We start from the raw sequence: 23532 nt of genomic DNA on the forward strand, positions 1-23532 counted from the left end.
GTCTACAAAGTGTTTCAGCGCGACAACATGAACGTGTCGTACTCAAGGTCTTCCAGCGCCGTGGACAACCGGTGCAGCCCTAACAACACACAGGCCAGCAACGACAGGGTAAAGCCGTAGCCGAAGAAACTCGGGCCCAGGTGCATGCTCAGCAGCGTCAGCCCGGCGTTCAGCACCGCGAACAGCACGCACAATTCCAGCACTACGGCGCGTTTATCGAGGTAGAAGAACACGTTTAGCAATGCCATGAACACCACCTGGATGCTCACGCCGATCAAGTCGATGTAGAACAACGGCAGGTAGTAACTGGAGATGCCCAACCAGTCCAGCAAACGCGGCGCGAACAGGAATAGCAGCACCACCGTCAGCCCCTGCACCTTGCAGATTTCCAGCAGGCCCTGACGAATCGACAAGGTCATTTCGGTTTTCAGCGAACCGATGTGCTGCAAGGTTTCACCTTCACGGATCGCCCGGAACAGGCGGTCGTACCACTCGGCGAAATCGGTTTCGATACGCACCAGGAACACGGCCATACCGGGAATGATCGCCAGGTACGCGAGGAAAATCGGCAAGTCATACAGGATCGATGCGCGCAGCGGACCGACGACGATATTCGACGTACCGGGGTTGAACCAGAACAGGAATTTGTCGATCCAGATACCGAAGTTATAGAAGAACCCGGTGGCCAGCAGACTGAGGAAAACCTGGCGGCGTTCGAGGAAGTCGAAGGCGATCAGCTTCTCGGCGCGGTACTCGCGCAGGATGTCGTAGAGAAACAGAAACAGCAGCGTGCTGTGCCCGAGCAGCAATGCCAGCAGCAAGCCCGGCATCTGCAGGAAGCTCAGCACGTAGGCGCTGGCGACCATCAGCGTGTAGCCCACCAGCATCACCAGCAAGATGCGGTTATAGGCCTTCATCCCCGAGAGGAAGATGATCACCAGCCACAAGTTGCACAGCACCACGAAGTTCGACAGCACTAGCAAACGGTAGAGCAGCGGCTGGTCGAACAGCACGCTCAGCACCACGATACCCAGCACACCGGCACCGATCGTCACCAGTAACAGCACGCCCAGCAGGTTCGGCAGAATCTGCTCGTACTTGTGTTCGAACAATCGGTCGGAAACGAATCGGGTGAAGAACAGTTGCAGGCCGCCCGTGAGAATCAGCGAGCTGGCCATCAGGTACGTCACCGTCACCAGGAACTGCCCGACCAGCACGTTCGGCAGCATCAGGCCCAGGCTGATGATCCCCACCAGCATCACGCTGATGATCGACAACACCCACGGCCCCGAGCTGATCAACCCGGCGTAAACATAGGCATGCAAGGTCGCCGTATAGGAATCACGCGACAGGATCTTGCGGAGTTCGAAGCCAATCCCGGCCATTTAAATGTTCTCCATGGCGGCTTGATACAGGTCGCGATAGCGCTGCAGCATCAAGGCTTCGGTGTAATAACGATTGACCCGCAACAAACCGCTGGCTTGAGCGGCTTCCCAGCGTTGCGGACTGCGTAGCAGTTCGAGGATCGCCACGCTGGTGGCTTGCGGATCGGCGATTGCCACCACCTTGCCGGCCAGGCCCAAGTCGCGGTCCTCGGCAGTGCCGCCTTCGATCAACTCACGGCAAGAACCCACGTCGCTGCTGACCACCGGCGTACCGGCGGCCCAGGCTTCGAGAATCACCAGCGGTTGCGCCTCGCTGATCGAGGTCAGCACCATCAGGCCCAGTTGCGGCAGGATTTCCTGGATGCGCTGGAAACCAAGGAAATGCACCTTGCCCTCCAACCCCAGACTGGCCATCAGGCTGCGGCATTCGCTGACGTACTCCGGGTCTTCTTCTTCCGGACCGACGATCCAGCCTTCGGCCTGGGGCATCGCGCTGATCACGCCGCGCATGGCCCGCAAAAAGGTTTTCACGTCCTTGATCGGCACCACGCGCCCGATCAAACCCACCACCGGCGCAATGCCTGGCGCGCGGGATTCGAGCGCTGCGGTCCATTGCGGCAAGTCGATACCGTTAGGGATGACCTGGGTGCGCACCGGGTCGGCACCGTCCTTGATTTGCCGCTGACGGTTGCCGTCATACAGCGAGATGATGCTGTCGGCGCTGTTGTAAGTCAGCTGGCCGATACGTTCGAAAAAGCGCACCCACAAGGTACGGATGTAACCCGAACCGGCGTCGAGGCTGCGGTTGAGCGCCTGGCCGGAACTCTCGGCGATCCAGCTGGCCTGGGCCAGGTCGATCTTGCGCTCCTTGGTGTAGATCCCGTGCTCGCTGAGCAAGTAAGTGCAGTTCCAGCGTTGCTTGAGGATGCAGCCCAACAGCCCGGCGTATCCCGTAGAAATCGAATGCAGCACCCGCGCCCGCGGCATCTTGCGTGACGACTCGGCGAGCATCAGCAACGGCGACTGCATCGAGCGCAGGGTCCAGAAATAGTTGACGAACGAAGGGTCGGCGCAATGCAGGCGATAGCCTTCGCTCAACGCCTCCCAACTGGCGCGGCTGCGCAGCACGTCGTCGAGGGTCAGCCGACCCTGGGCGATATTGTCGAGCAGGCTTTCGCCCAGTTCCGGCTCCGGCGGGTCCGGGTGATGCAGGAAGCGATACAAGTCCTGAAGCTGCTGCAAGTCGGCTTCCCCTGGCGTGCCGCGGGTGTCGGTCGGATGGGTCGCATCTTCAAGGAACACTTCTTCGATGTGCAGCACATTCGGCGGCACTTGATAGCGGCGCTCCGCGTACGCCGAGCGCTGCCCACCGATGAACATTACCGAAAACGTGACCTCTGGCAGGCCGAGGATCATCTGGTGAATCCAGCTCGACACACCACCGCGCACATAAGGCCAGGTGCCTTCGAGCAGCAGGCAGATATCGGCCATCGGCGCCTCTTCCTTGTGACTCATGTCCAGCTCCTCACCAGTTCAGCGAAGGGAGGTCGCTGACGGGTTTTCTCGGGAAGGCTCGCGAGCAATCCAGGGATTTCGTGATAGCGACCGGCCTCGAATGCCAGCTCGGCGTGGAACGGCAGAACCTGGGCTTCACCCATGCCGTTCTCCTGGGCCTGGGTCAGCAGCACTTCGGCTCGCTCGACATCACCGCGCTCCAGGGCAATACGCCCGGCCAGCAGGAACAACTCGCCGCCCTCGCCCGCTTCCAGACCTTGCTCGGCATGTTCGCTGGCCTGATTAAGCACGTGCTCAAGCACACTGCCTTGCGCCAAACCCAGATACGCCAGCTCCCAATACCAGCGCGCCAGCGTGCCATGCAACACGCCGGCGGCTTGGGCCGTGGCGCCGTTCAGTTGGCCGAGGGCGATCTGGATGCGCAGGTTGATATCGCTTTCCTGCTTGTCGAGCATCGAGTACGCCAGCAGTCGCACGTCATCGCTCGGGTCGCCCAGCGCCAGTTTGAGGATCGGCACCGCTTCCTTGCCCGGCATCCGTCGCGTGGCCAGCAAGGCGGCGAGGCGTTGATCCGGGTCAGGCGCATGACGCAGCACGTCCTGCAAACCACCATCGGCAAAAATCGGCTTGTGCAATTGCATCTGCGCCCGATACGGCAGGCTCGGAATGCCGACTGCTTGCCAGGCTTGTTTGTCCCGTTTGCGTGGCAGGTACAGTGCCGGGAAAATCGCCGCGACCACGCCCACGGTACCGAGCACCGGAACAAAGAACGCCATGCTGAAAATGAACAGCGGGCTCCACGGCAGCGGCGAGCGATAACGCGCCGGCAACAGCAGCCAGACGGCCGCGCACAACATAACGCTGGCCAGACCGTGACTGAGGGTGAACACCAGTAATTGGTGCGCCTCGGGCACGTCCACCCACAGGCTCGTCCAACTGCCCGCCTCTAACAACAAGGCTCCGCTAAACAGCCACTTGCTGATCATTCAGACCACACTCGTTGAACAGGAAATTACGCAGCCCGTTGTGTTCACCAGGCTCCAGGTTGAAAGGCATGACGCGCACGCCGAGGCTGTTCATGTCACTTTCAATGCCAAAGTGTTCGTGTATCAGCAGGTTGATACGCGCCAGATAACCTTCGGTGCCTTGCGGGCTGGTCAACGGCAACAGCACCAGCAGCAGCTGATGGTCGCGGTTGTTGCGTAGCGGCAAGTGCAAGTCGAGACCACGCTGACTGCGCTCCAGCAACCGCGTCAGTTCTTCGTTGGCGCGCGTCATTTCGAAGGCGAACAGGCCGGCCGACAATTTGTGCTGCTCGACGTCCACCAGCGATCGCTTGAGTTGCAAGGTGAAGTGCTGTGCATCGGCATCAGCCAGTTGCAGCACCTGCGCATCGCGCAGCAACAGGTCGGCGATATGCCCGGCCAGCAACGCCAACAGGCTCAGGGTGCGATCCTGGAAGGCGAAGAACGGCATCTGCCGCACGGCCAGCACCGCCAACAAACGGCCCTCGGCATCGATCAGCGGGATACAGGCCTGCAACGACGAGAATTGCGCCGAGTGCCCGGCATCGATCAGTTCCTGACGCACGCTTACCAGCTCGCCGCGCTCCAGGCACAGCTTGACCAGACCGTCTTCGGTGTCCAGGTCCCCCATGACGCCGATGGTCGCCAAGGGTTTGGGCAGGACGCGCTCTTCGCGGTCATCCACCCGATACAAACCGGCCACCCGCAGCGAACCGTATTGACCAAGCACCGCCGCAATAGGGTCGGCCAATGCGCCCAGCGCGTCGCCTTCGTCTGGCATGACCCGCAGTTTTTCACGCAAGCCCAGCAAGGAGCTGCGCAGGCTCTGATCGCTGCCCGCCACGCGCTGCTCCAGCAGGTCGTGAGAGACCCGCAGAATCTGATGCGCGCGGGTGAATTCATCGAGACGATACTGGCGGTAATCGTTGGCCATCTGCAGGCGTTCCAGGCGTCGTTCCCACAGATCGCGGACCTCGCCCACCAGCATTCCGCAGACCAGCACGCCGACAATCCATGACGGCTCAAGCTGCGCATAACCGGCATGGCCGCTATAGCGCAGGGCAAACGCCGCCATCACCAACAGTGCGGCGCTAAGCAGGCCACGAACAAAACCGTAACGCACACCCAACAGCAGCGGCGCCAGAATCGGCCAGGGGAACCCGCCGTGCATTTGCATCGGGTCTTCCGGGGTCAGCCACAGGCCGAGACCAATCGCCAGGCCGGTCACCAAAAACGTTTCCAGCCAAGACACCGGGCCGCTGGCGCGAGGCGCCAGGCTGTAATCCATGTGTGGAGAATTCATTGCGATCACTCGAACCGAAGGGCGCCAACAAGCGTATCGAGCACTTTTTGCGCAGTGCCCGCGAGGCTTTCACGGGACCAGCCCGCACGTGCGCCACTTTTGCTCCACAGCACCCGACCGCTGTCCGCGTCGAGCACGCGCAGGCTGATACCCACTGCTGGCTCGCCATCCAGGCCGTTCTTGTACTGCCACTCTTCGACGCTGCCGGCGACCACGTAATCGAGTTTCTGCTGGCGCGCCCATTCGAGGGCACCGGCCAGACGCTCGTTGTCGTCCATCAGTGCTTGTTCACCTTGGGTGCTGACCGGGTAAACCCGTGGCTGCAGGCCGTGACTGCTGAGCACGCTGAGCAGGATTTGCTCGCTGCGCTCACCGGCCTGCGGCGTCTGCGAATAGTTGACCATCGGCACGATGCCCCACTGCGCATTGCGCGGCAGGCTCGGGCTGGCTTCGTCAGTGAAGCTGGCGCAACCGGCGACAAACAGGACCGCCAGCGCCAGGCTCAGATTACGAATTGCTTGCATACGTTTTTCTCCCGTAGAAATTCCATGATCAGCGTCCGAAACGTACGCCGTAGCTCACACCCAGTGTTCCGCCCGACTTACCATCCCCGCCTTGTGGCGCGGATTGGTAGCCGAAGGTCAGGGCCAGTTCGTCATCACCCAGCACTTCAACGCCGATCCCGGTGTTGATGCCGTAGTTGAATGTTTGATCGGTCCATTGCCAACCCGCCGTCAGGTCCACCAGCCAGGTGTATTGCGGGCGAGTACGCACCAGCGCACCCGGCAAGCCACGGCGCCAGGAACTGCCGAAATACAGTTGCCCGTAGCGGCTTTGCAGCAGGTCGCTGGCGGTGACGGTATTTATGTCCAGCGGATTGATCGGGTCAGGCAAACCGGTCTCCGGATCAAAGGTTTGAACCGGCGCCGCCTGCTTGACCGGCCCGCCGAAGTTACTGGACAAGTAATCCAGATTTCGGTCCTTGACCTGGTTTTTCTGATAATCGACACCACTGCGCACGGTCCAGTTGGGGCCGGCGAATTCCAGGGTGTGGTTGAACTCCATTTTCAGCGCGTGACCATTGCCGAGGTCGTCGCCAGCACGGGTCGAAAACGATCTCTGGGCGACTTCCCAACTGAACTGATCGCGGGCACTCACGCTATGTCGGCCACCCAGCCATACGCTGTCCTGCTGACCGAAGGCGCGCATCAAGCCACTGTCTTCGTTCTTGCGATGCCAGCCGAGGCCGGTTTCCAGTTCATCACTGACGCCCAACTGCCAGGTCCGGGACAGGCCCAGGCCGTTACGATCGTCGTCGCTGCGCTGGCTGGTGTCGGCGAACAGCTTGTAGCTGCCGTTCTCCACCGCACGCTGCAGGGTCAGAGCCGCATTGCGCTCTTCGCCGATTCTCGATGACTCGATGTCATCGCCACTGTAATCGCCCTGCTCCAGTACAAGATCGGCGTACCACTGATTGCCGAGGTTGTGCGCAATCTCCAGGCGTGGTGCATTGAACTCGACCCCGCCGAAGTTCTGCTCATGCCAGGACAACTGCGCACCTTGCGGCGTGAGTTCGTGGATTTCCACCGCCTGGCGACGCAGTTGCTCACGCACCGCTTGCGGTTGATCATCACCGAGTGCCGACAGGCTGGTGTCGAGTGCTTCGTCGGTGCGCCCAAGACGACTGAGGGCCTGCGCGCGCTGCGCCGGATTCAGATCGCTGCTGGCCAAAAGCGTTTCGACCTGTGCCTTGTTACGGCTGCGCAGGGCCTGTTGAATCTGCTCGTAACGCTCGACCTTCAAGCCCTGACTGCGCGCCCAATCCAGCCATTGATCCTTTTGCGATTCCTGGTTGGTCGCATCGAGACGCGCCAGCAAACGTTCGAACCACAATTGCAGCATTGCCGGCGAGCCGTCCTGCCACTTCATCACTTGCTGTTGGGCTTTGCGCGGCGAGTAACTGCTGGCCATCAGGCGCAACCAGATGCCGTAGCGCTGCGACGATGGCTGAACGTTTTCACCTTCAGGACTGCGCAACAACTTCAGGCGCAGACGCTGGGCCGCATCCTGGTAACCGGCACTCTCCAGCGCATCGGCGTAGGCCGCTTGTACCAGCCAATCCTGAGAACTGCCCTTGAGGTACATCCGATACCAGGCCAGCGCTTCGCTGTCGCGACCGAGCATCTGGCTGGCACTGGCGAACGGCAACCACAGGATCCGGTCTTCGCGCGCCTGAGCCTTCCATTTCGTCAGCAACGGTTTGAGTTCCGCAGTGTTGCCTTGATCGACGTAGAGCCACATCAGACGCTCGCGGAACAAATTGTCCTCGGGGAACCGTTCCAGGCCTTCTTTGTAAAGGCGCTGAGCCTCGTCGGTCTGGCCTTTCTGCACCGCCAGCGCACCGCGAACCGCTAACACCTGGGCCTGCCCGAAGGCCGCCGGGTATTGTTCGGCGTCCTTGAGCAGCGACTCCACTTGCGGCCAGTCCTGCAATTCCTGGGCTTGCTGCAACGCTTCGACCAGCCGTTGCTGATCGTGGGTGCGCTGCCAGCTGCCCACCATCAACTGCAAGGAACGCTGCGGATTGCTGGTGCGATAAAGGGTGATCAACTGACTCTCGTCGCCGCTGTTGAGCGAGCCCTTGAGCGCCAGCATTTTTTCCAGCGACACTTGCAGTTCATCGTCGAGTTCCAGGTCCCACGCCAGTGCCGCACGGGAACGCCAGTAATTCGGATCGGTGATCGTGTGGTTATCGACTTGCAACACCTGCCATGCAGCCTTGTTGTCGAACAGTTTCAGGTCGGTGTCGACCCAATCGACGCGCTCCGTGGTGGTCAGCGCGAACCGCTTCGAATAGTCCGTGTACACCTTTGCCTTGGCCGCATATTGCCCGGTGTTTTCCAGGTTTTGCAGCAGGCGTGTCCAGGCCAGCCGATGCTGCGGGTACTTGCGCAAATAAGTGTGCAGCCAGGCTTCTGCCTGTTTCGGCGTGCCCCGCGATTCGTGGCCGTAAATCAGCGCATCGAGTTCGACATCGGTCAGCGCACGCTGATCCATGATCTCGGCGAGCAATGGAATTGACCGGTCAAAATCAAACTGCTGACTGGCCAGGCGCCAGGCGTGCTCACGGGTTTCTGCTGATTCGCGCAGCTTCAGCAGGCGAATCCAGTAACCCAGCGCAGTATCGGTTTCGCCACGCCATTCGCCCAACTGAGCCATTTGTTCCAGCAAGTGCAGGTCTTCGGGCTGTTCGAGCAGCAGTTGCTGACCGCTGTCCCAGGCACCCGGCAAATCGCCAAGGGCCAGGCGCATGCTGAAGTCTTTCTGCAGGATTTGCGGGTCGTCCGGCTGCAAGACACGCCACTGTTGCAGGAAGCGTTGCGCCAGATCGAAGCGCTTGCTTGCGATCGCCACGTCGACACCTTGCTGCACCCACGCCGTATCGGTTTGCGGATTGATCAGCCGGTCGATTTCATCGGCGAGCACTTGTACGGCCTGGTCGCCCTGCCCGGACGCCAACAGACTGTTGAATGCCAGTTGCGCGTACTCACGACGCTCGGCAGCTTGCTCACTGGCCTTTTTCAGCTCCAGATAAATCCCTGCGGCCCGGCCCGGTTGCTCTCCGGCCAGATACCACTGCGCGGCTGACTTGAGGGCATCGCTGCGCAATTGCGGATCACGCGCAGCGATTTCTTCATAGACGCTGGCGGCAAAGGCCGGCGCCTGCAAGTTCAACGCGAGTTTGGCCAGACTTTGCAATTGCGGCAGCGGCAACAGGCGGTGATCGAAGCTCTTCAGACGCTCCACCAACGCCTGCTGCGTGATCAGGTCGCTGCCCTTCGCCGCTTCCAGTGCATCGAGTTCCAGCCGGTAATACGCCTGCAACTCCTGGTTTGGTTTGGGCCAGTTTTCCAGATGCTGACGGGCCTTGGTGTAATCGCCGAGACGGATCAGCAGATCAATCAATTGCAGCCGCAGGTGATCGTCTTCCGGGTGAGCAGTGAGCAGCAGCTCGGCATAGTTGGCCGAGACCGCATCCGGCTCGCGACCATCGGGCTGGAACACTTCTTCGCGCTGGAAGGTCGCCCACAACAGGCCACCCACGGCAACCGCCACCACCGCCAATGCCCATGGGTTGAGCAGGCGGCTGCTTTTAGTGACCGAAGAATTAGTTGCAGAGGAGCTGACCATTACTCACCTGCTTCATTGGTAATTGAAAAGTCCACAGGCCGGCGGATGCCTTGCCTGCAAAACGCTGTCCATCCACTTCGACCCGGCAAGCGCTCGCGGAGCGCACCGAGAAGCTCAGGTCAATTTGACCGGCAAACGAAAAACTCACGCGTTGGTCATCCAGGTAACGCCAGTCCAGCAACGGCAAATTGGCCTCTTCAAGGGCGGGTCTTGAATCCCGGTCAGGGCGCAGCACCAGCAACGCATGGTCACTGCTCAAGTGCACGTAACGGCCCTGAGGCAAATCACGAACCCCGGCGATGCCTTGGGAACGCAGCAAGTCTGGCCAGCCCATTTGCGGATCAAGGCGCACGGTGCGCAACGCATCCATGCCACGAATCTGCCAGTCGCCGTCGGCGGTACGCGCCAGGCTGGCCTGATACAGACCGTGCAAACGATCGAGGTAGTCGCTCATCCACAGCGACATAGGCTGCTGCTCGCGCATGTAGCCGTAGATCTCGTTCATCGCCTTGATCGAAGCCTGCTTGGTGCTCGAATAGAAGTGGTAATAGAGGTGCAGGCCGCGCAGGCGTCGTGGGCTGTCGGTCAGTTCGAAGGTGTCGATCACGTCGCGAAAACCGTAGTACGGACCTTTCCAGAGGTTGGTATAGAGGTTCTCGTTGATGATCGGCGCGTAGTACTGCAAACCGCCTGCGGTAGGACGCAACAACGGGTTCAGGCCCGTCAGCGACGGATTGGCCTTGGTCAGCATGGTTTCGGCGCCGTTGACGTTTTTCAGACCCGCGTCATAGGCCAGTTTGATCGTGGCCGCCGACGGCAAGGCGTCGCCTGGCCAGAAGATCAGCTTCACCGGTTTTTCCGGGGTGGTCAGTTGCTGGTTGATGTAATCGCGCGAGCCAAAAATCTCACGGCGGAAATCCAGTTTGTCGTAATTCGGAATGGCCATTTTCAGGCCGTACTCCGCATTGAAACCCTCGCGTTTCTGCGCGACTTCCGGCTGCATGAAAAACGGATGGCTAAAGGTGTGCGTGGCGACTTCAACTTTAGGGTTGGCAAACAACTCGCGAGCGATGGGCTCCAGTTCTTTGGCCAGAAACGGAAACATCCCTCGCGGGGAAATCTCGCCTTCGACGATCGACACCGAAGTCAGGAACGGGTTGGGCCGGATGAAATCGTCGAGCACCTGCTTGCCCGCGTAAGGCGTGCCGCGCACTTCGGCGCGCGACGGGAAACCATCGCCGTCGATGTGCACCGTGGCGATGCGCCGACCGTTTTCGGTGGTGGTGTCCGGACGCGGCTGCACGGGCAGGCGCAGGCTGGCCTGGAGGAACGCGAACGGATCGAGAATCCAGCGGCTGCGCTCGTTGTTGGTTTCGAGGATATAAGGGGCAAGCGCCAGGCCACCCCAACTGGCCACCGCGACAGGGGCAAACGTTTGGCCCCCTTCGCCAGTTAACAGTAGCGCAGGTTTAGGACCGCCTGGCAGCACTGAAACAGCGGTCAGGTCACGGGATCGGGGCTGCACCGGTGCTTCGAACGCCCCGAGCAGCGCCTTGTCCTGATAAGTGATGGTCAATGCTTGCGTGGCCGGCGGCGCACCGCGACTCAGGCCCAGACGCTTGAGCAGCAACTTGTCTTCGACCGGCAGGCCGGCGAAAAACACCAGCGGCACCTGCTCGTCCAGACGCTTGCCAAGCCAGCGGTTAAACGCCGGGCTGTCCTGCGGCGGGCCACTGGTCATCCAGGTAATGATACCGGCGTACAAACCGCTGAAACGGTGGTCCGGCAACGACTCGTCAGCCGCCAGGTAGTCAACCCGATAGCCCAGGTATTCGAGCAGACCGCCGAGCAGCGTGTGCCCGGCGTTGCGGATGACGTCGCCTTCTCGCGGGTCGTAAACCAGCGCGATGCGACGTGGCTGGACTTCGATGCTGCTGATGCCCATCGAGTCCAGGTCGGGTGTACCAATGTAAGGAATGAAACCTTCTTCGCGCAGACGCTTGGCCAGCTTGCGCGCTTCGTCGCGACGCTCTGGCGGCAAATAGTCGATGGCCACCAGCGGGATGCCCTTGGCGCGTAGCGGTTGCAGCTGGGTTTCCAGCCACTGGCGATCCGCTTCGGGCACTGGGCGATAACGTTTGGCGGAAGCATCCCAGCCGGCGTGGATGGACTCGACGGCCACTGCGGCGGCGACACCATCGAGTTCTGCCAATACTTCAAAGCCACGATTGAAAAACAGCTTCAGGTTCGGCTGACGCTGATGCAGTTCACGCAGCAAACTGGCGAGGGCGTGGCGCTGTGCTTCCCGCGACGCTTCTGGCATCAGCTGGAAACTGTCGAGGGTGTCGAGGAACAACCCGGCATAACCTTCGGCTTGAAGTTCCTTGGCGCGATTGAACAAATGCTCACGCCAGGCCGGGGCGGTGAGGTCCATGACCTGACTGTCCCAGGCGCCGTTTCGCACCGGGCTGACCGCCTTACTCAAGCCGGCCTTGTCGATGGCCGCCTTGTTGCCGCTGAACTCACCTATCGACAAGTAAGCGAACGGCTGGCTGCCCAACTTGCGCAGGGTTTTGACGTCGCCCGCCGACACGTGCCCCGGCTCGACCACCGCCCAGTCGAACTGCGCCAGCTCGGAGATGGGCGGTTCGTCGGCGTACCAAAAGGTCACGCTGGAGGGTGGCGTCAATACAGCCGCCTGCACGGCAGGCCCGCTCACACACAGTGCCAGAGCGGCTAACAGTCGCTTGGCGACCGAGCGGACACGCGTCCTGCGAAAAACGATTTCCATAACTCACTCTTGAAATGACTGAACCCGTACCGCTTGAACGTCGGGCAGTAGAACTGACCGAGTCAAAGACTGCGGATGAGCTGCGCTAGACCCTTGCCGATAGACGTCGGTTCCGGGAGTTTGAAACGCTCGAGCAGGCGAGCATTGTTGGCGCGCGAATGGCGAATGTCGCCCTGACGAGGTGCCTGATGATTCACGATCAAGGGGTTACCGGTAGCCGTCCCCAATTCCGCGATCAAATCATTCAGGCTGGTGGAGCGGCTGAGGCCGATGTTCACCGCACCGGGTTTCGGCTCGTCAGCCTCTACGGCCTGGAGCAGAATGCTGACCAGGTCCTCGACATAGACGAAATCACGGGTCTGCTCACCGTCGCCGAAGATCGACACTGGCTGCTTGTTCATTGCCCGCTCGGTGAAAATGCTGATCACGCCGGAGTACGGCGAAGACGGGTCCTGGCGTGGGCCAAAGATGTTGAAGAACCTGAGGATCACCGGCTCCAGGCCATGTTCGCGGCGGTAGAAGTCCAGGTAGTACTCACTGGCCAGTTTGTCGCTGGCATACGGCGTGAGCGGCGACTTCGGAGTGTCTTCATCAATCGCCGAGCCTTCGCCATTGTTGCCATAAATGGCAGCGCTGGAGGCGAACACGACGCGCTTGACCCCGGCCTTCAACATGCTTTCACAGACGTTGAGCGTGCCGACGAAATTACTTTGATGGGTACTGACCGGATCATCCACCGACGCTTGCACCGAGGCCACCGCCGCCAGGTGCACGACCGCGTTGCAATCACGCATGGCCTGGGCCACGGCGGCGCTGTCGGCGACATCGCCGACGACCAGGTTCAGGTTGGCATTGTCCATTGGCAAGTTGCTGACCTTGCCGGTAGACAGGTTATCCAGCACGCGAACCTTATGTCCCTTGGCCAGCAATGCTTCCACGAGGTGCGACCCAATAAATCCAGCACCGCCAGTGACCAATACTCGCTCGACAAACATGAAATTTCTTCCTGAAGATTCAAGCGGATACTAGAGTTTGAAGTCCGCTAACGGTGTGGGCTCGCTCAATCATTTCGGGTGAGAAGCATGTAAAACCACCCGGTCACAAGCGACATTTTTATGGCGCTAGGCCATCAAAAGGCGGCAAATAATGGGAGATCAAACAGGCACTGTCAATAGCCCGTCTATTTTGCTTTCCAATAGCCAAACATTATGAAAACAAGTCATTTTTTTGACGACGTTTATCAGCTCCACTGGAGATGGAACCGTGCACCAAGCCCTCCTCATCATTGATGTCCAACCAAGCTTTTCCCCACCCCAATGGCTCATCGATGGAATCCAGGCGCTCATCGGCACGATGCCCAGCGTCGCCACGGTTGAACGCCACGACGAATCGAAAACGCCCTTCCAGAAACGACTCGGCTGGCATCCCGCCCCGAACGACGACAGCCTGATTCAGGCCGACCGGATATTCATCAAGTACGGCTACGCACCGACCGCCGAAACCATCGCGTATTTGAAGAGCCTGGAGGTCGATCGGGTTTTGGTGTGCGGTCTGCAAGCCGAAACCTGCTGCCTCGCGGCCGGGTTCGCGCTGTTTGATGCGGGGTTGCAGCCGACGTTGATCACGGACTTGACGGTGGGGTCGTCACTGGATCGGTCGGGTGGGTTGGGGGTCAGGCTTTGGCGTCACTTCACAGTCAACCGCCAAAACACGTAGGAACTGCATCCCGGCGGCCGTACTTCGCTTCTGTCAGAAGAAAAAGATGGACGACGTCAAACCGTCCAATTTTTCACATTCCAATTCGAGCTTTACCGTGCGGTGCTAGCCAAATCAGGGCGGCTTGTGTTGAGCATGGCCGGGTTGACCTTGCCCTGGATCGAGCAGTTCAACATGCCTTTGTTGGTCTTCGGCAGGTCACCAGGCGCCGGCTCGATCAGGAATACCCGTTCCGCAGTATCAATCACCAGTTTGCCGGAGTTGTCTGCCGCGTTCTCCAGCTGCCAGGCCGATTTGGAATGCGACCAGATTTCCGCGTGCGCATAGGTGTCACCAGCGGCTTCCATTGTCGGACCATTAACTTTTGCCAACTGCGCACGAAGCTCCGCTGGCGTCTGCTCGGCGTAGAAACCCCAATTGATAATGCGGGTGCCCATCAGGTCGATGTCTTCGGCAAAAAAACCGGTCAGGGTCATGCCGTCTACCACAACGGGTTTGGCAAACATCCAGCGCTGGCCCATATCGTTTTTAGTGCCGCCTGACAGTTTGATCTGGCCGTTTTCGATATTGCTCGGCACCAGGTCCTTGAACAGCGGTGACTGGATAATCGCCAAAGAGTTTTCATCGCACGCAGCGTAAGCCGGTAATGTGTACGCGGCCGCAGAGGCACTGAACGATGCGACAAGTGCGGTAAATGGAATCAACAGAGAGGACAGTTTCATGGCGAGGCTCGAAGGTATGAACGGATAAAAGGTTGAAAGAACACGTTCGAGGATGTCGCTCACGAAGCATGAGTCGTCCTTGAACTCTTGAATGCATTTTCAGGCAGGAATGATATCACGACGATATCACCCCTGTTATTCAACCTCTTCCCACACTCAATTGGCATTCATCCCACACCACCCGCTGATGACCACGCATGAACACGATTTACTGCCGCCTTCGTCGGCACCGTGATCTGCGCAAAATCATTTGCCCATACGCCCTCGGACTCCCTTCACCCCAATCCCCGCCAAAATCCCCATCACTATCGCCGCCAATGGCACTGCTCCCACCCACGTCATCGTTGGAAACACCAACAAGATTTGTGAGTCATTCCCTCCCAGCATCATCGACGCGCCAATCCCCATCAGCACCCCGGCCAACAAATGCCGGCCCGCAATCGCCCATACGAAACGCTGAAACCTGAAGGTCTGGCGATGCAGCGTGTAGCTGAGCATCCCAACCAGCAGCATGACGAACACGGCCACGCGCTGGCGGGTCAGCGGACTGTCGCCCGAAGCCCAGAACAGCTGTGAGAGGTGGTAAAAAAACACGCTGGGGGTCCATTGCGGCTCGAAGGTGTAGAGCGCGCTGGTCAGCGCCCCCAGAAGCATGCTGGAGAGCACCAGATGTTTTTCCCCGTGAACCCGGATCAAAAACAGCAATGCCAGCACCACGATACCGAGGGTCAGCCAGTACTGGCGGCTGGAAATCGTCGGCATTTGCAGGGTTTTGTGTTCCGGCATCATGTCCAGGTGATACCAGAGCACGATCCCCAGTACCCAGCCGATAACCGTGAATGCCTTGTTGAAATTGCCACTGGCCAGTTTGGTGAGGGTGCCGACGCTGCAACCGTCATTGAGGACAGAGGCAAGACCGAACAGCAATCCGCCGCCGACCAGCGACAGGTATCCGACTTCGGGGATGAACAAAGGCTGACGGATGCCGAACACGGCGTAAAAAGGTGCCAGCAACAGGCCAAACAAACCACAGGTCACCAGCGCCACAAACAAGGTTGGCCGACGCCGGAGCATCAATCCGGTGGCGTTGACCAGGCACATGCCCATGCGCTGGGAAACCCAGCCAATGAGGAAGGCCAGCAACAGCGCGATCAGCAGGGATAACACAGGCCTCCTTGTTTCCGGGCGGCGACACCGAGCAGGTGTTTGACCAATAGATTAGTCGCTCTGCAAACACATCGAATGAAGACGCAAAGCGCTTCTACACTCAATGGGCAAACGCCCATACCACCTGCCGAAAGAGCCCACATGACCACCCTCAAAGACCGCTTCAAACAAGGCAAGGATGCTCGCAAGAAGTGCCCGCGCAGTGCCCAGGCATCGCTGGGTAAGACCAATCGTGATCCGATACCACTGATCAAGGCGTCGAGCGAAGGGCGGGTGAAGTCGCTGGTCGAGTTGCGCTACGGACGCATGCTGGTGTCTCCGTTCACCTTCTATCGCGGCAACGCGTTGCTGCAGGCGCACGACCTGGCAGGCACACCGAACATGGGGCTGGTTTCGCCGATTTGCGGTGACTGTCATCTGATGAATTTTGGCGGCTTTGCCACGCCCGAACGCAACTTGCTGTTTAGCGTCAACGACTTCGATGAAGCGCATCCCGGGCCTTGGGAGTGGGACTTGAAACGCCTGGTGGCGAGTTTTCTGGTAGCGGCCCGAGACCTGCGCCATGGCAGTTCGGTTGAAGAAACGGTTTGCCATGAAGTGGTGCGCGCCTATCAGCAGACCCTGCTCGAATGCGCCGAACAAAGCACGATGGAGACTTGGTACGAGTCCATCACCTATGACGATTTGCGCGAGCAGGCGCGCAAAAGCACGCTTGAACATGTGGAGCGCGCCATCGAAAAAGCCGAGCGTCGCACCCACGCCGAACTGCTTCCGAAAATCAGCGAGCGTGACGCCCATGGTCGCCTGATCATTCGAGATGACCTGCCGGAAATTTTCCACCTGCACAAAAACACCACATTGCTCGATGCCGACGATGACTGGCTGCGGCTTTCCGACTGGCAACCGCTGTATGACACCTTCATGCGCGATTATCGGGCCACGCTGCAAGGCGACCGCCGTGAACTGCTGTCACGTTTTCAGGTTCAGGACATGGCGTTCAAAGTGGTGGGGGTCGGCAGCGTCGGCACCCGTTGCCTGGTTGCCCTGCTGACCGACGATCAGGGATCTCCGCTGTTCCTGCAATTCAAGGAAGCGCGACGCTCGGTGCTCGCCAACTACGTCAAAACCAAATCTCGGGTACGTCATGACGGCCAGCGCGTTGTCGACGGCCAACGCTTGATGCAATCGGCGAGCGACCTGTTCCTCGGCTGGACCACCGGCCCCAGCGGTCGTCACTTCTATGTGCGTCAGTTGCGCGATATGAAAGTCTCGGCCGAACTCGAAACATTCGATGCCGAAACCTTCGCCGCCTACGGCACAGTCTGTGGTCGCGCCCTGGCCCGAGCTCACGCCAAGGCGTCAGGCAAATCAGCGCAAATCAGCGGATACATCGGCAAGGGCGATGCACTGGCCGATGCGCTGTTCAAATACGCTCAAGGCTATACCGAGCAGAACGAACGCGATTTCGAACGATTCCAGCTGGCCTGCCGAAAGGGCCGTTTGCGCGCGCGTTCGGAAGCCGACTTTGCGGCGGATCACCTGCCTTAGACGGCTGCGACATGGCTGCTTCACCCCGCTCTGCCGGCAGCGTTGCGCCGGCAGTTTTTTGAGGTGGCGCAGAAAACTGCGCACGCACTTCTTGCAGCCATGACCGGGCGATCTATATGATAAGTATTATCAATTGCGATAATGACTCATCCGGCGCCTTCACACCATGCTCCCATCTCCCCAAACCAGCTTCTGCGATGTGGCCGTGCTCTACCGCCAGCAGCACAGCTGGCTACAGAACTGGCTACGGCGTCGCCTGAACTGTTCGCAAAGCGCGGCGGACCTGGCGCAAGACACCTTCATGCGGCTCCTGGCCAAAGAGCAGGTGCCGCAACTGCATGCCCCGCGCACGTTTCTGGCGAAGGTGGCGCAGAGCGTTTTATCCAATCATTACCGCCGACAAAAACTCGAACGCGCCTACCTTGAGGCGCTCGCGGCGATGCCTGAGCAGGTGGCGCCGAGCCTGGAAACCCAGGCCATCCTGCTGGAAACCCTGATTGCCCTCGACGCCGCTCTCGAAAGCCTTGAGCGTCCTGTGCGCGAGGCGTTTCTGTGGTCGCAGATAGACGGGCTGGGCCACGGCGAAATCGCACAGCGGCTCGATGTTTCCGTTACCACGGTCAAGCGCTACATCATCAAGGCCGGGGCCATGTGCATCATGCTCGATGACAGCCTGGACCTGCCGTGAACGCCAAAGACTCACCAGCGATTTCCGGCGACGTGGCCGAGCAAGCCATGCATTGGCAGCTCGAACTCCAGGAGCAAGACGTCAGCGAAGCGACCCTGGCCGCCTGGATGAACTGGCGCCAGACGCACCCGGTTCACGAACGCGCCTGGCAACGGGCCGAGGCCTTCGCTCAACGCATGAGCGACATTCGCAGCTCCGGCCAACGCCCTCTGGCCCACGCCACGCTGCGGCCAACGTTGTCGCGGCGCACGGCACTCAAGCAGCTGAGTGTGTTACTGGCGGCGGGTGCGGCAACCTGGAGCCTGAAAGACACCGCCTTCGTGCAGGATTGGAGCGCCGATTATCACAGCCGCATCGGTGAGCAACGACGATTCACGCTGGCCGACAACACCCAGGTACTACTCAATACCGACAGTGCCATCAACGTGGTTTTCGAACGGGAAACCCGACGCATCAAACTGCTGCGCGGCGAGATGCTGATCACCCGCGACAACCTCGCCGATGGTCGCTTGTTGTCAGTGGACACGGCCGAAGGTCGCCTCGAAGCGGCGCTGGCGCGATTCAGCGTAAGACAGCGTGCGGGGTTCACCCAGGTCAGCGTTTATCAAGGCACGCTGGTGATCAATCCTTCGCTGCAACCGCGTCAGCCCATCGCCCTGCAAGCGGGCGAGCACGTCAGTTTCAACCACCAGGGCGTGATCGCCCGACAGGCAGTTGCCCGGACACCACCCGCCTGGAGCCAAGGCATGCTGGTTGCTCAAGGCCAGCGCCTGGCGGATTTCCTCGATGACTTGAGCCGCTACCGACGCGGGCATCTGGGCTGCGATCCGACACTGGCGGATGTTCGCGTTTCAGGCACGTTCCCCTTGGCCAGCAGCGAAAAAATCATCTTCGCCGTCGCTGACACGCTGCAACTCGACGTGCAGCAATTCACCCGCTACTGGGTGACGTTGAAGCCCCGGATGACCTGACGCTGAAAATATTTTTCGCTTGGGTGGTCCGTTTTCGATTCTCGCGAGACTTAAACCCCAGACACTTAATTCAATGGGGAAGTAACTCGTGAATATCACTGCACGCAAACGCCAGGGCTGGCACTTTTCACTCAAGCAAAACCTGGCCGGCGCCGTGGTTCAAGGCATCGCCTGCATGACCGCGACCACGCCCCTGCTGGTGTTGCCCAACTGGGCCACAGCCGCCGAGCAGGCGCAGGAGGATTTCGATATTCCCGCCGGCCCGCTGGCGCCCGCATTGAGCCGCTTCGGCCAGACCGCGCACATCCTGCTGTCCTATCCCACGCCATTGACCGAAGGGCGCACGACCTCCGGCCTCAAGGGCCGTTATGACGTGGATCAAGGCCTGGCAATGCTGCTGGCGGGCACAGGGCTTGAAGCCAGTCGCGGCGCCAATGGCAACTACTCGCTGCAGGCCGGCGCAGGTGATGCCTTGCAGTTGGGCGCGGTGTCCATTTCCGGCAAGGCACCGGGCTCGACCACTGAAGGCACCGGGCTCTACACCACGTATTCATCAAGCAGTTCGACCCGACTCAACCTCACACCGCGGGAAACCCCGCAATCGCTGACGGTCATGACTCGTCAACGTCTGGATGACCAGCGCCTGACCAACCTCACCGACGCGATGGAAGCCACCCCCGGCATTACCGTAGTCCGTGATGGCCTGGGTTCGGAGAGTGACTCCTATTGGTCCCGGGGTTTTGCGATCCAGAACTATGAAGTCGATGGTGTCCCCACCAACACGCGCCTGGACAACTACTCCCAGAGCATGGCGATGTACGACCGTATCGAAGTCGTGCGTGGCGCCACCGGCCTGATCAGCGGCATGGGCAACCCGTCCGCGACGATCAACCTGATTCGCAAACGCCCGACCGCCGAAACCCAGGCCAGCGTCACTGGCGAGGCCGGCAACTGGGACCGCTACGGCACTGGTTTCGATGTATCCGGGCCGTTGACCGAAACCGGTAACGTTCGCGGGCGATTCGTCGCCGACTACAAAACCGAAAGGGCCTGGATCGATCACTACAACCAGCAATCGCAGTTGATCTACGGCATTACCGAATTCGACCTGACCGAAGACACCTTGCTGACCATGGGCTTCAGTTACTTGCGCAGCGATATCGACTCACCGTTGCGCTCTGGTCTGCCCACCCGTTTCAGCACCGGAGAGCGCACCGACCTCAAGCGCTCCCTCAATGCCGCGCCGGACTGGTCGTATAACGATCACGAGCAGACCAGTTTCTTCACCTCCATCGAGCAGCAACTGGGCAACGGCTGGAGCGGCAAGATCGAATACACCCACGCTGAAAACAAATTCGATGAGCTGTTCAACTTCGCCATGGGCGACCTCAACAAGGACGGCAGCGGCCTCTCGCAGTTGCCGGTGCGCTTTTCCGGTACGCCGCGCCAGGACAACCTCGACCTGTACGTCACCGGACCCTTCGGCCTGTTCGGTCGCGAACACGAGTTGATCACCGGCATGACCTTGTCCAAGTACAAAGAGAGCGTGCCGACTTGGGGCGGCTGGCGTTACGACTACGCCGGCTCGCCGGCGGGCGCCATCGACAACCTGTTCACCTGGGATGGCAACTCCGACAAACCAGACTTCCCCGAAAGCGGTAAATCGTCGATCGACGAAAACCAGTACGCCGCTTACCTGACCTCGCGCTTCAGAGTCACCGACGACCTGAGCCTGATCCTCGGCAGCCGCGTCATCAACTGGAAACGCGACACCTCGGATCGCCCTTACGGAGGCGACGAAACCGAAGTCAATCGCGAAGAGAACGGTGTGTTCATCCCTTACGCCGGCGTGGTCTACGACCTCAACGACACCTGGTCGCTCTACGCCAGCTACACCAAGATCTTCAACCCGCAAGCGTCATGGGTTACCAACGAAGACAACAAGCCGCTTGATCCGATGGAGGGCAAGGGCTACGAGGTCGGCATCAAAGGCACCCACATGGATGGCAAGCTCAACTCCAGCCTGGCGCTGTTCAAACTGGAGCAGGACAACCTGGCGATCTGGCAACACGACAACGTGTACACCGCCGAGCAAGACACCACATCCAAAGGCGTCGAACTGGAACTCAATGGCGAACTTGCCGAAGGCTGGCAGGCCTCTGCCGGTTATGCCTACTCGGTCACCACCGATGCCGACGACCAGCGCATCAATACCAACCTGCCGCGCAACAGCGTCAAGACGTTCACCACCTATCGCCTGCATGGCCCGTTGGACAAAGTCACGCTGGGTGGCGGCGTGAACTGGCAGAGCAAAGTGGGCGCCGATCTGCACACCTTCAGTCAGGGCAGCTACGCGGTCACCAACCTGCTGGCGCGTTACGACATCAGCCAGAACCTCAGTGCGTCGGTGAATCTGAACAACCTGTTCGACCGCGACTACTACAGCCAATCCGGCCTGTACGGCGTTTACGGCGCACCGCGCAATGTGATGACAAGCTTCAAGTACAGCTTCTGACGCGATTCTGGTACCGACAAGCGCGCCGGATAACGGGCGCGCCGCACGTCGGTCCTGAGATGAACTTTTCTTCACCCCACATCAAAGCCGTAGCCTGTACATTTGCCTCGCTCATTCAAGAAACTACGGTTTGCCCGCCCTCCCGCGGGCTTTTTTTTTGCCTGTAAATAACTCAGCTTTCACGAAGTTCCGAGCACCGTTCACACTTTGTTAAGGAATCGCTCCGTATGCTCGGGGCTCCTGCCCTTTTCGGTCACTCAAAGCTCATGTCGCGCTCTGTTTCCTCACTGTTTTTGCTTGCTGCACTGTTGTTTTTCTTCGCCCTGGGCAATCACCAACTGCAAGGCTCCACCGAAGCGCGGGTGGCCGGGATTGCCATGGAAATGCACCTGGACAACGACTGGGTGACACCTCGCCTGTTTGGCGGGCCCTTCCTGGAAAAACCACCCCTGAGCCTGTGGCTCGATGCTGGCGCGATCCGCGCATTTGGCGGCTCACCGTGGGCGGTTCGCCTGACCTCGGCATTCGCCGGGTTGTTCAGCGTGATGTTGCTGTACGCGATGTTGCGGCGCTTCGGTCGGCCAACCACCATCGCCTGGACCGCCGCCCTCCTGCTGGCAACCATGGCCAGTTACTGGAGCAACGTGCGTAGCGTCGGTGAAGACGCGTTGCTCGCCCTCGGTGTCACGATGGCGCTGTTGGCGTTCTTCCAAGGGCACCGAAAAACGAGCCTCGGCAATGCCTTGTTGTTTGCCCTTGGAATCGCCATTGCCACCTTGAGCAAAGGCGTGTTGGGCCTGGCAATGCCCGGGGTGGTGATTTTCGCTTTTCTGCTGGCCGAGAGCCTGATGGACAAGCGCCTGAATCTCTCGCACTGGCTGAGGCCCGGATTGCTGACGTTGCTCGGGTTGGTGCCACTGATGATCTGGCTGACGATGCTGTATCAACGTGGTGGCACCCAGGCATTGACAGATGTGTTGCTGACCAACAGTGTCGGGCGCTTCAGCGGTTCCTTCGTTGAGGCCGGCCATTACGAACCGTTCTATTACTACCTGGCCAAACTGCCCGAGGCGTTTCTACCCTGGAACATTTTGGTGTATCTGGGCCTGTGGCATTTCCGCAAAAGCCTGATGGCCAATCGTTATCTACTGTTCTTCACCCTGTGGGTGCTGGCGCAGTTCGTCATGCTGACGCTGGCGTCGAGCAAACGCACGGTGTACCTGATGTCGATGACGCCAGCAGCGGCCGTGATCGCAGCCGAGTACGCGGCCGTTCTCTACGCCAGATTGAAAGCGCGGGAGCACGCCTCGACCCTGTTGGGCCGCATCGGCCGGCATCGACGCGGCGTGGTGATTGGTCTACTGACCGTGGTGATCGGCAGCTATCTCGCCGCCGCACAATGGCTCTTGCCTCAGGAGGATCGCCAACTGTCGTTCCTGCCACTGACTGAACAGATTCAGGCCCTGCAAGCCAATGGGCAGCAAGTCGCGTTGTATCAGGCCAACGAGCGGGTGGGCGGCGCCAGCGTGTTCTATACGCGCAGCCTGCTCAAGGGGCTGGATACCGAGGCGCAGCTGCATGCGTTTCTAAGTGCCGCCCCCAGCCATGTCGCGGTGATCGCCGCAGAAGCTGAACCGGGCGCGCCATTGAAGGTGCTCAAGACCATGCAAGTCGGCCGGCAGGCGTACTACTTCGTTGGGCAGTGAGAGCCGCGTTATCGTACTTCGCGAGCAGGCTCCCACAGGGTTCTGTGGATCCACGCAAAATCTCCGAGTACCTGCCTTTACTGTGGGCCTGAGCCTGCTCGCGATGAGGCTGGCACATTCAAAATCATTGGTGCCTGACACTCCGTCATCGCGAGCAAGCTCAGCTCCCACAGGTTCAGTGGATGCACGCAAAATCTCCGAGCACCTGCCATTACTGTGGGCGTGAGCCTGCTCGCGATGGCGATTTCCCAGACACAAAAAAACCCGTGATCCTTCGTCGGATCACGGG

The 23532-nt window shown here is 59.9% G+C and carries 16 protein-coding genes; 6 read left to right on the top strand and 10 right to left on the bottom strand.

The window, feature by feature from the left end:
- Window positions 1–14: 14 nt before the first annotated feature.
- The 8 genes from pelG to KUF73_RS25570 form a co-directional block, all read right to left on the bottom strand.
- Window positions 15–1385, bottom strand: a complete 1371-nt coding sequence (pelG, locus tag KUF73_RS25535) for an exopolysaccharide Pel transporter PelG (protein ID WP_218440762.1) — start codon at window positions 1383–1385, stop codon at window positions 15–17.
- Window positions 1386–2900: a GT4 family glycosyltransferase PelF gene (pelF, locus tag KUF73_RS25540; protein ID WP_218440763.1), complete on the bottom strand. Its 1515-nt coding sequence runs from the start codon at window positions 2898–2900 to the stop codon at window positions 1386–1388. It abuts the gene before it with no gap.
- The gene (locus tag KUF73_RS25545) at window positions 2897–3886 is read right to left on the bottom strand and encodes a HEAT repeat domain-containing protein (protein ID WP_218440764.1); all 990 of its coding nucleotides are present in this window, start codon (window positions 3884–3886) and stop codon (window positions 2897–2899) included. The genes pelF and KUF73_RS25545 overlap by 4 nt, the downstream gene beginning before the upstream one ends.
- A complete protein-coding gene (locus KUF73_RS25550) occupies window positions 3864–5228 on the bottom strand; it encodes a PelD GGDEF domain-containing protein (RefSeq protein WP_256345690.1) in 1365 nt (454 codons plus the stop codon). The genes KUF73_RS25545 and KUF73_RS25550 overlap by 23 nt, the downstream gene beginning before the upstream one ends.
- Window positions 5229–5233: 5 nt before the next feature.
- Window positions 5234–5752, bottom strand: a complete 519-nt coding sequence (locus KUF73_RS25555; RefSeq protein ID WP_218440765.1) for a penicillin-binding protein activator LpoB — start codon at window positions 5750–5752, stop codon at window positions 5234–5236.
- 28 nt (window positions 5753–5780) lie between these two features.
- Complete coding sequence (locus tag KUF73_RS25560; RefSeq protein WP_218440766.1) at window positions 5781–9419, bottom strand: tetratricopeptide repeat protein; 3639 nt, start codon at window positions 9417–9419, stop codon at window positions 5781–5783.
- Entirely contained in the window at window positions 9397–12210 is a 2814-nt protein-coding gene (locus tag KUF73_RS25565; protein WP_218440767.1) for a bifunctional glycoside hydrolase 114/ polysaccharide deacetylase family protein, read from the bottom strand. Before KUF73_RS25565 ends, KUF73_RS25560 begins: the two co-directional genes overlap by 23 nt.
- Before the next feature lie 62 nt (window positions 12211–12272).
- Window positions 12273–13205, bottom strand: a complete 933-nt coding sequence (locus KUF73_RS25570; protein ID WP_218440768.1) for an NAD-dependent epimerase/dehydratase family protein — start codon at window positions 13203–13205, stop codon at window positions 12273–12275.
- Between the two features lie 268 nt (window positions 13206–13473).
- On the opposite strand from KUF73_RS25570, the gene KUF73_RS25575 reads away from it, so the two are divergent.
- A complete protein-coding gene (locus KUF73_RS25575; RefSeq protein ID WP_218440769.1) occupies window positions 13474–13926 on the top strand; it encodes an isochorismatase family protein in 453 nt (150 codons plus the stop codon).
- Between the two features lie 92 nt (window positions 13927–14018).
- On the opposite strand, the gene KUF73_RS25580 is transcribed toward KUF73_RS25575, so the two are convergent.
- Window positions 14019–14648, bottom strand: coding sequence for a hypothetical protein (locus tag KUF73_RS25580; protein ID WP_218440770.1), 630 nt, complete (start codon window positions 14646–14648; stop codon window positions 14019–14021).
- Between the two features lie 246 nt (window positions 14649–14894).
- Window positions 14895–15815 carry a YeeE/YedE thiosulfate transporter family protein gene (locus KUF73_RS25585; RefSeq protein WP_218440771.1) on the bottom strand — a complete coding sequence of 307 codons (921 nt, stop codon included), beginning with the start codon at window positions 15813–15815 and terminating at the stop codon, window positions 14895–14897.
- Window positions 15816–15956: 141 nt separating this feature from the next.
- Here KUF73_RS25585 and KUF73_RS25590 point away from each other — a divergent pair, with 141 nt between their 5' ends.
- From KUF73_RS25590 to KUF73_RS25610, 5 genes are all read left to right on the top strand, one after another.
- Window positions 15957–17363 (top strand): DUF2252 domain-containing protein, encoded by a 1407-nt coding sequence (locus tag KUF73_RS25590; protein ID WP_218440772.1) that lies wholly within the window; start codon window positions 15957–15959, stop codon window positions 17361–17363.
- Between the two features lie 166 nt (window positions 17364–17529).
- Window positions 17530–18051 carry a sigma-70 family RNA polymerase sigma factor gene (locus KUF73_RS25595; protein WP_218440773.1) on the top strand — a complete coding sequence of 174 codons (522 nt, stop codon included), beginning with the start codon at window positions 17530–17532 and terminating at the stop codon, window positions 18049–18051.
- The gene (locus tag KUF73_RS25600) at window positions 18048–19022 is read left to right on the top strand and encodes a FecR domain-containing protein (RefSeq protein ID WP_256345691.1); all 975 of its coding nucleotides are present in this window, start codon (window positions 18048–18050) and stop codon (window positions 19020–19022) included. Before KUF73_RS25595 ends, KUF73_RS25600 begins: the two co-directional genes overlap by 4 nt.
- Window positions 19023–19197: 175 nt before the next feature.
- Window positions 19198–21537 carry a TonB-dependent receptor gene (locus KUF73_RS25605; protein WP_218440790.1) on the top strand — a complete coding sequence of 780 codons (2340 nt, stop codon included), beginning with the start codon at window positions 19198–19200 and terminating at the stop codon, window positions 21535–21537.
- A 266-nt stretch (window positions 21538–21803) separates the two neighbouring features.
- Entirely contained in the window at window positions 21804–23243 is a 1440-nt protein-coding gene (locus tag KUF73_RS25610; protein WP_218440774.1) for a glycosyltransferase family 39 protein, read from the top strand.
- Window positions 23244–23532: the final 289 nt, after the last annotated feature.

The sequence above is a fragment of the Pseudomonas sp. PD9R genome (assembly GCF_019200975.1).
Classification (GTDB): Bacteria; Pseudomonadota; Gammaproteobacteria; order Pseudomonadales; family Pseudomonadaceae; genus Aquipseudomonas.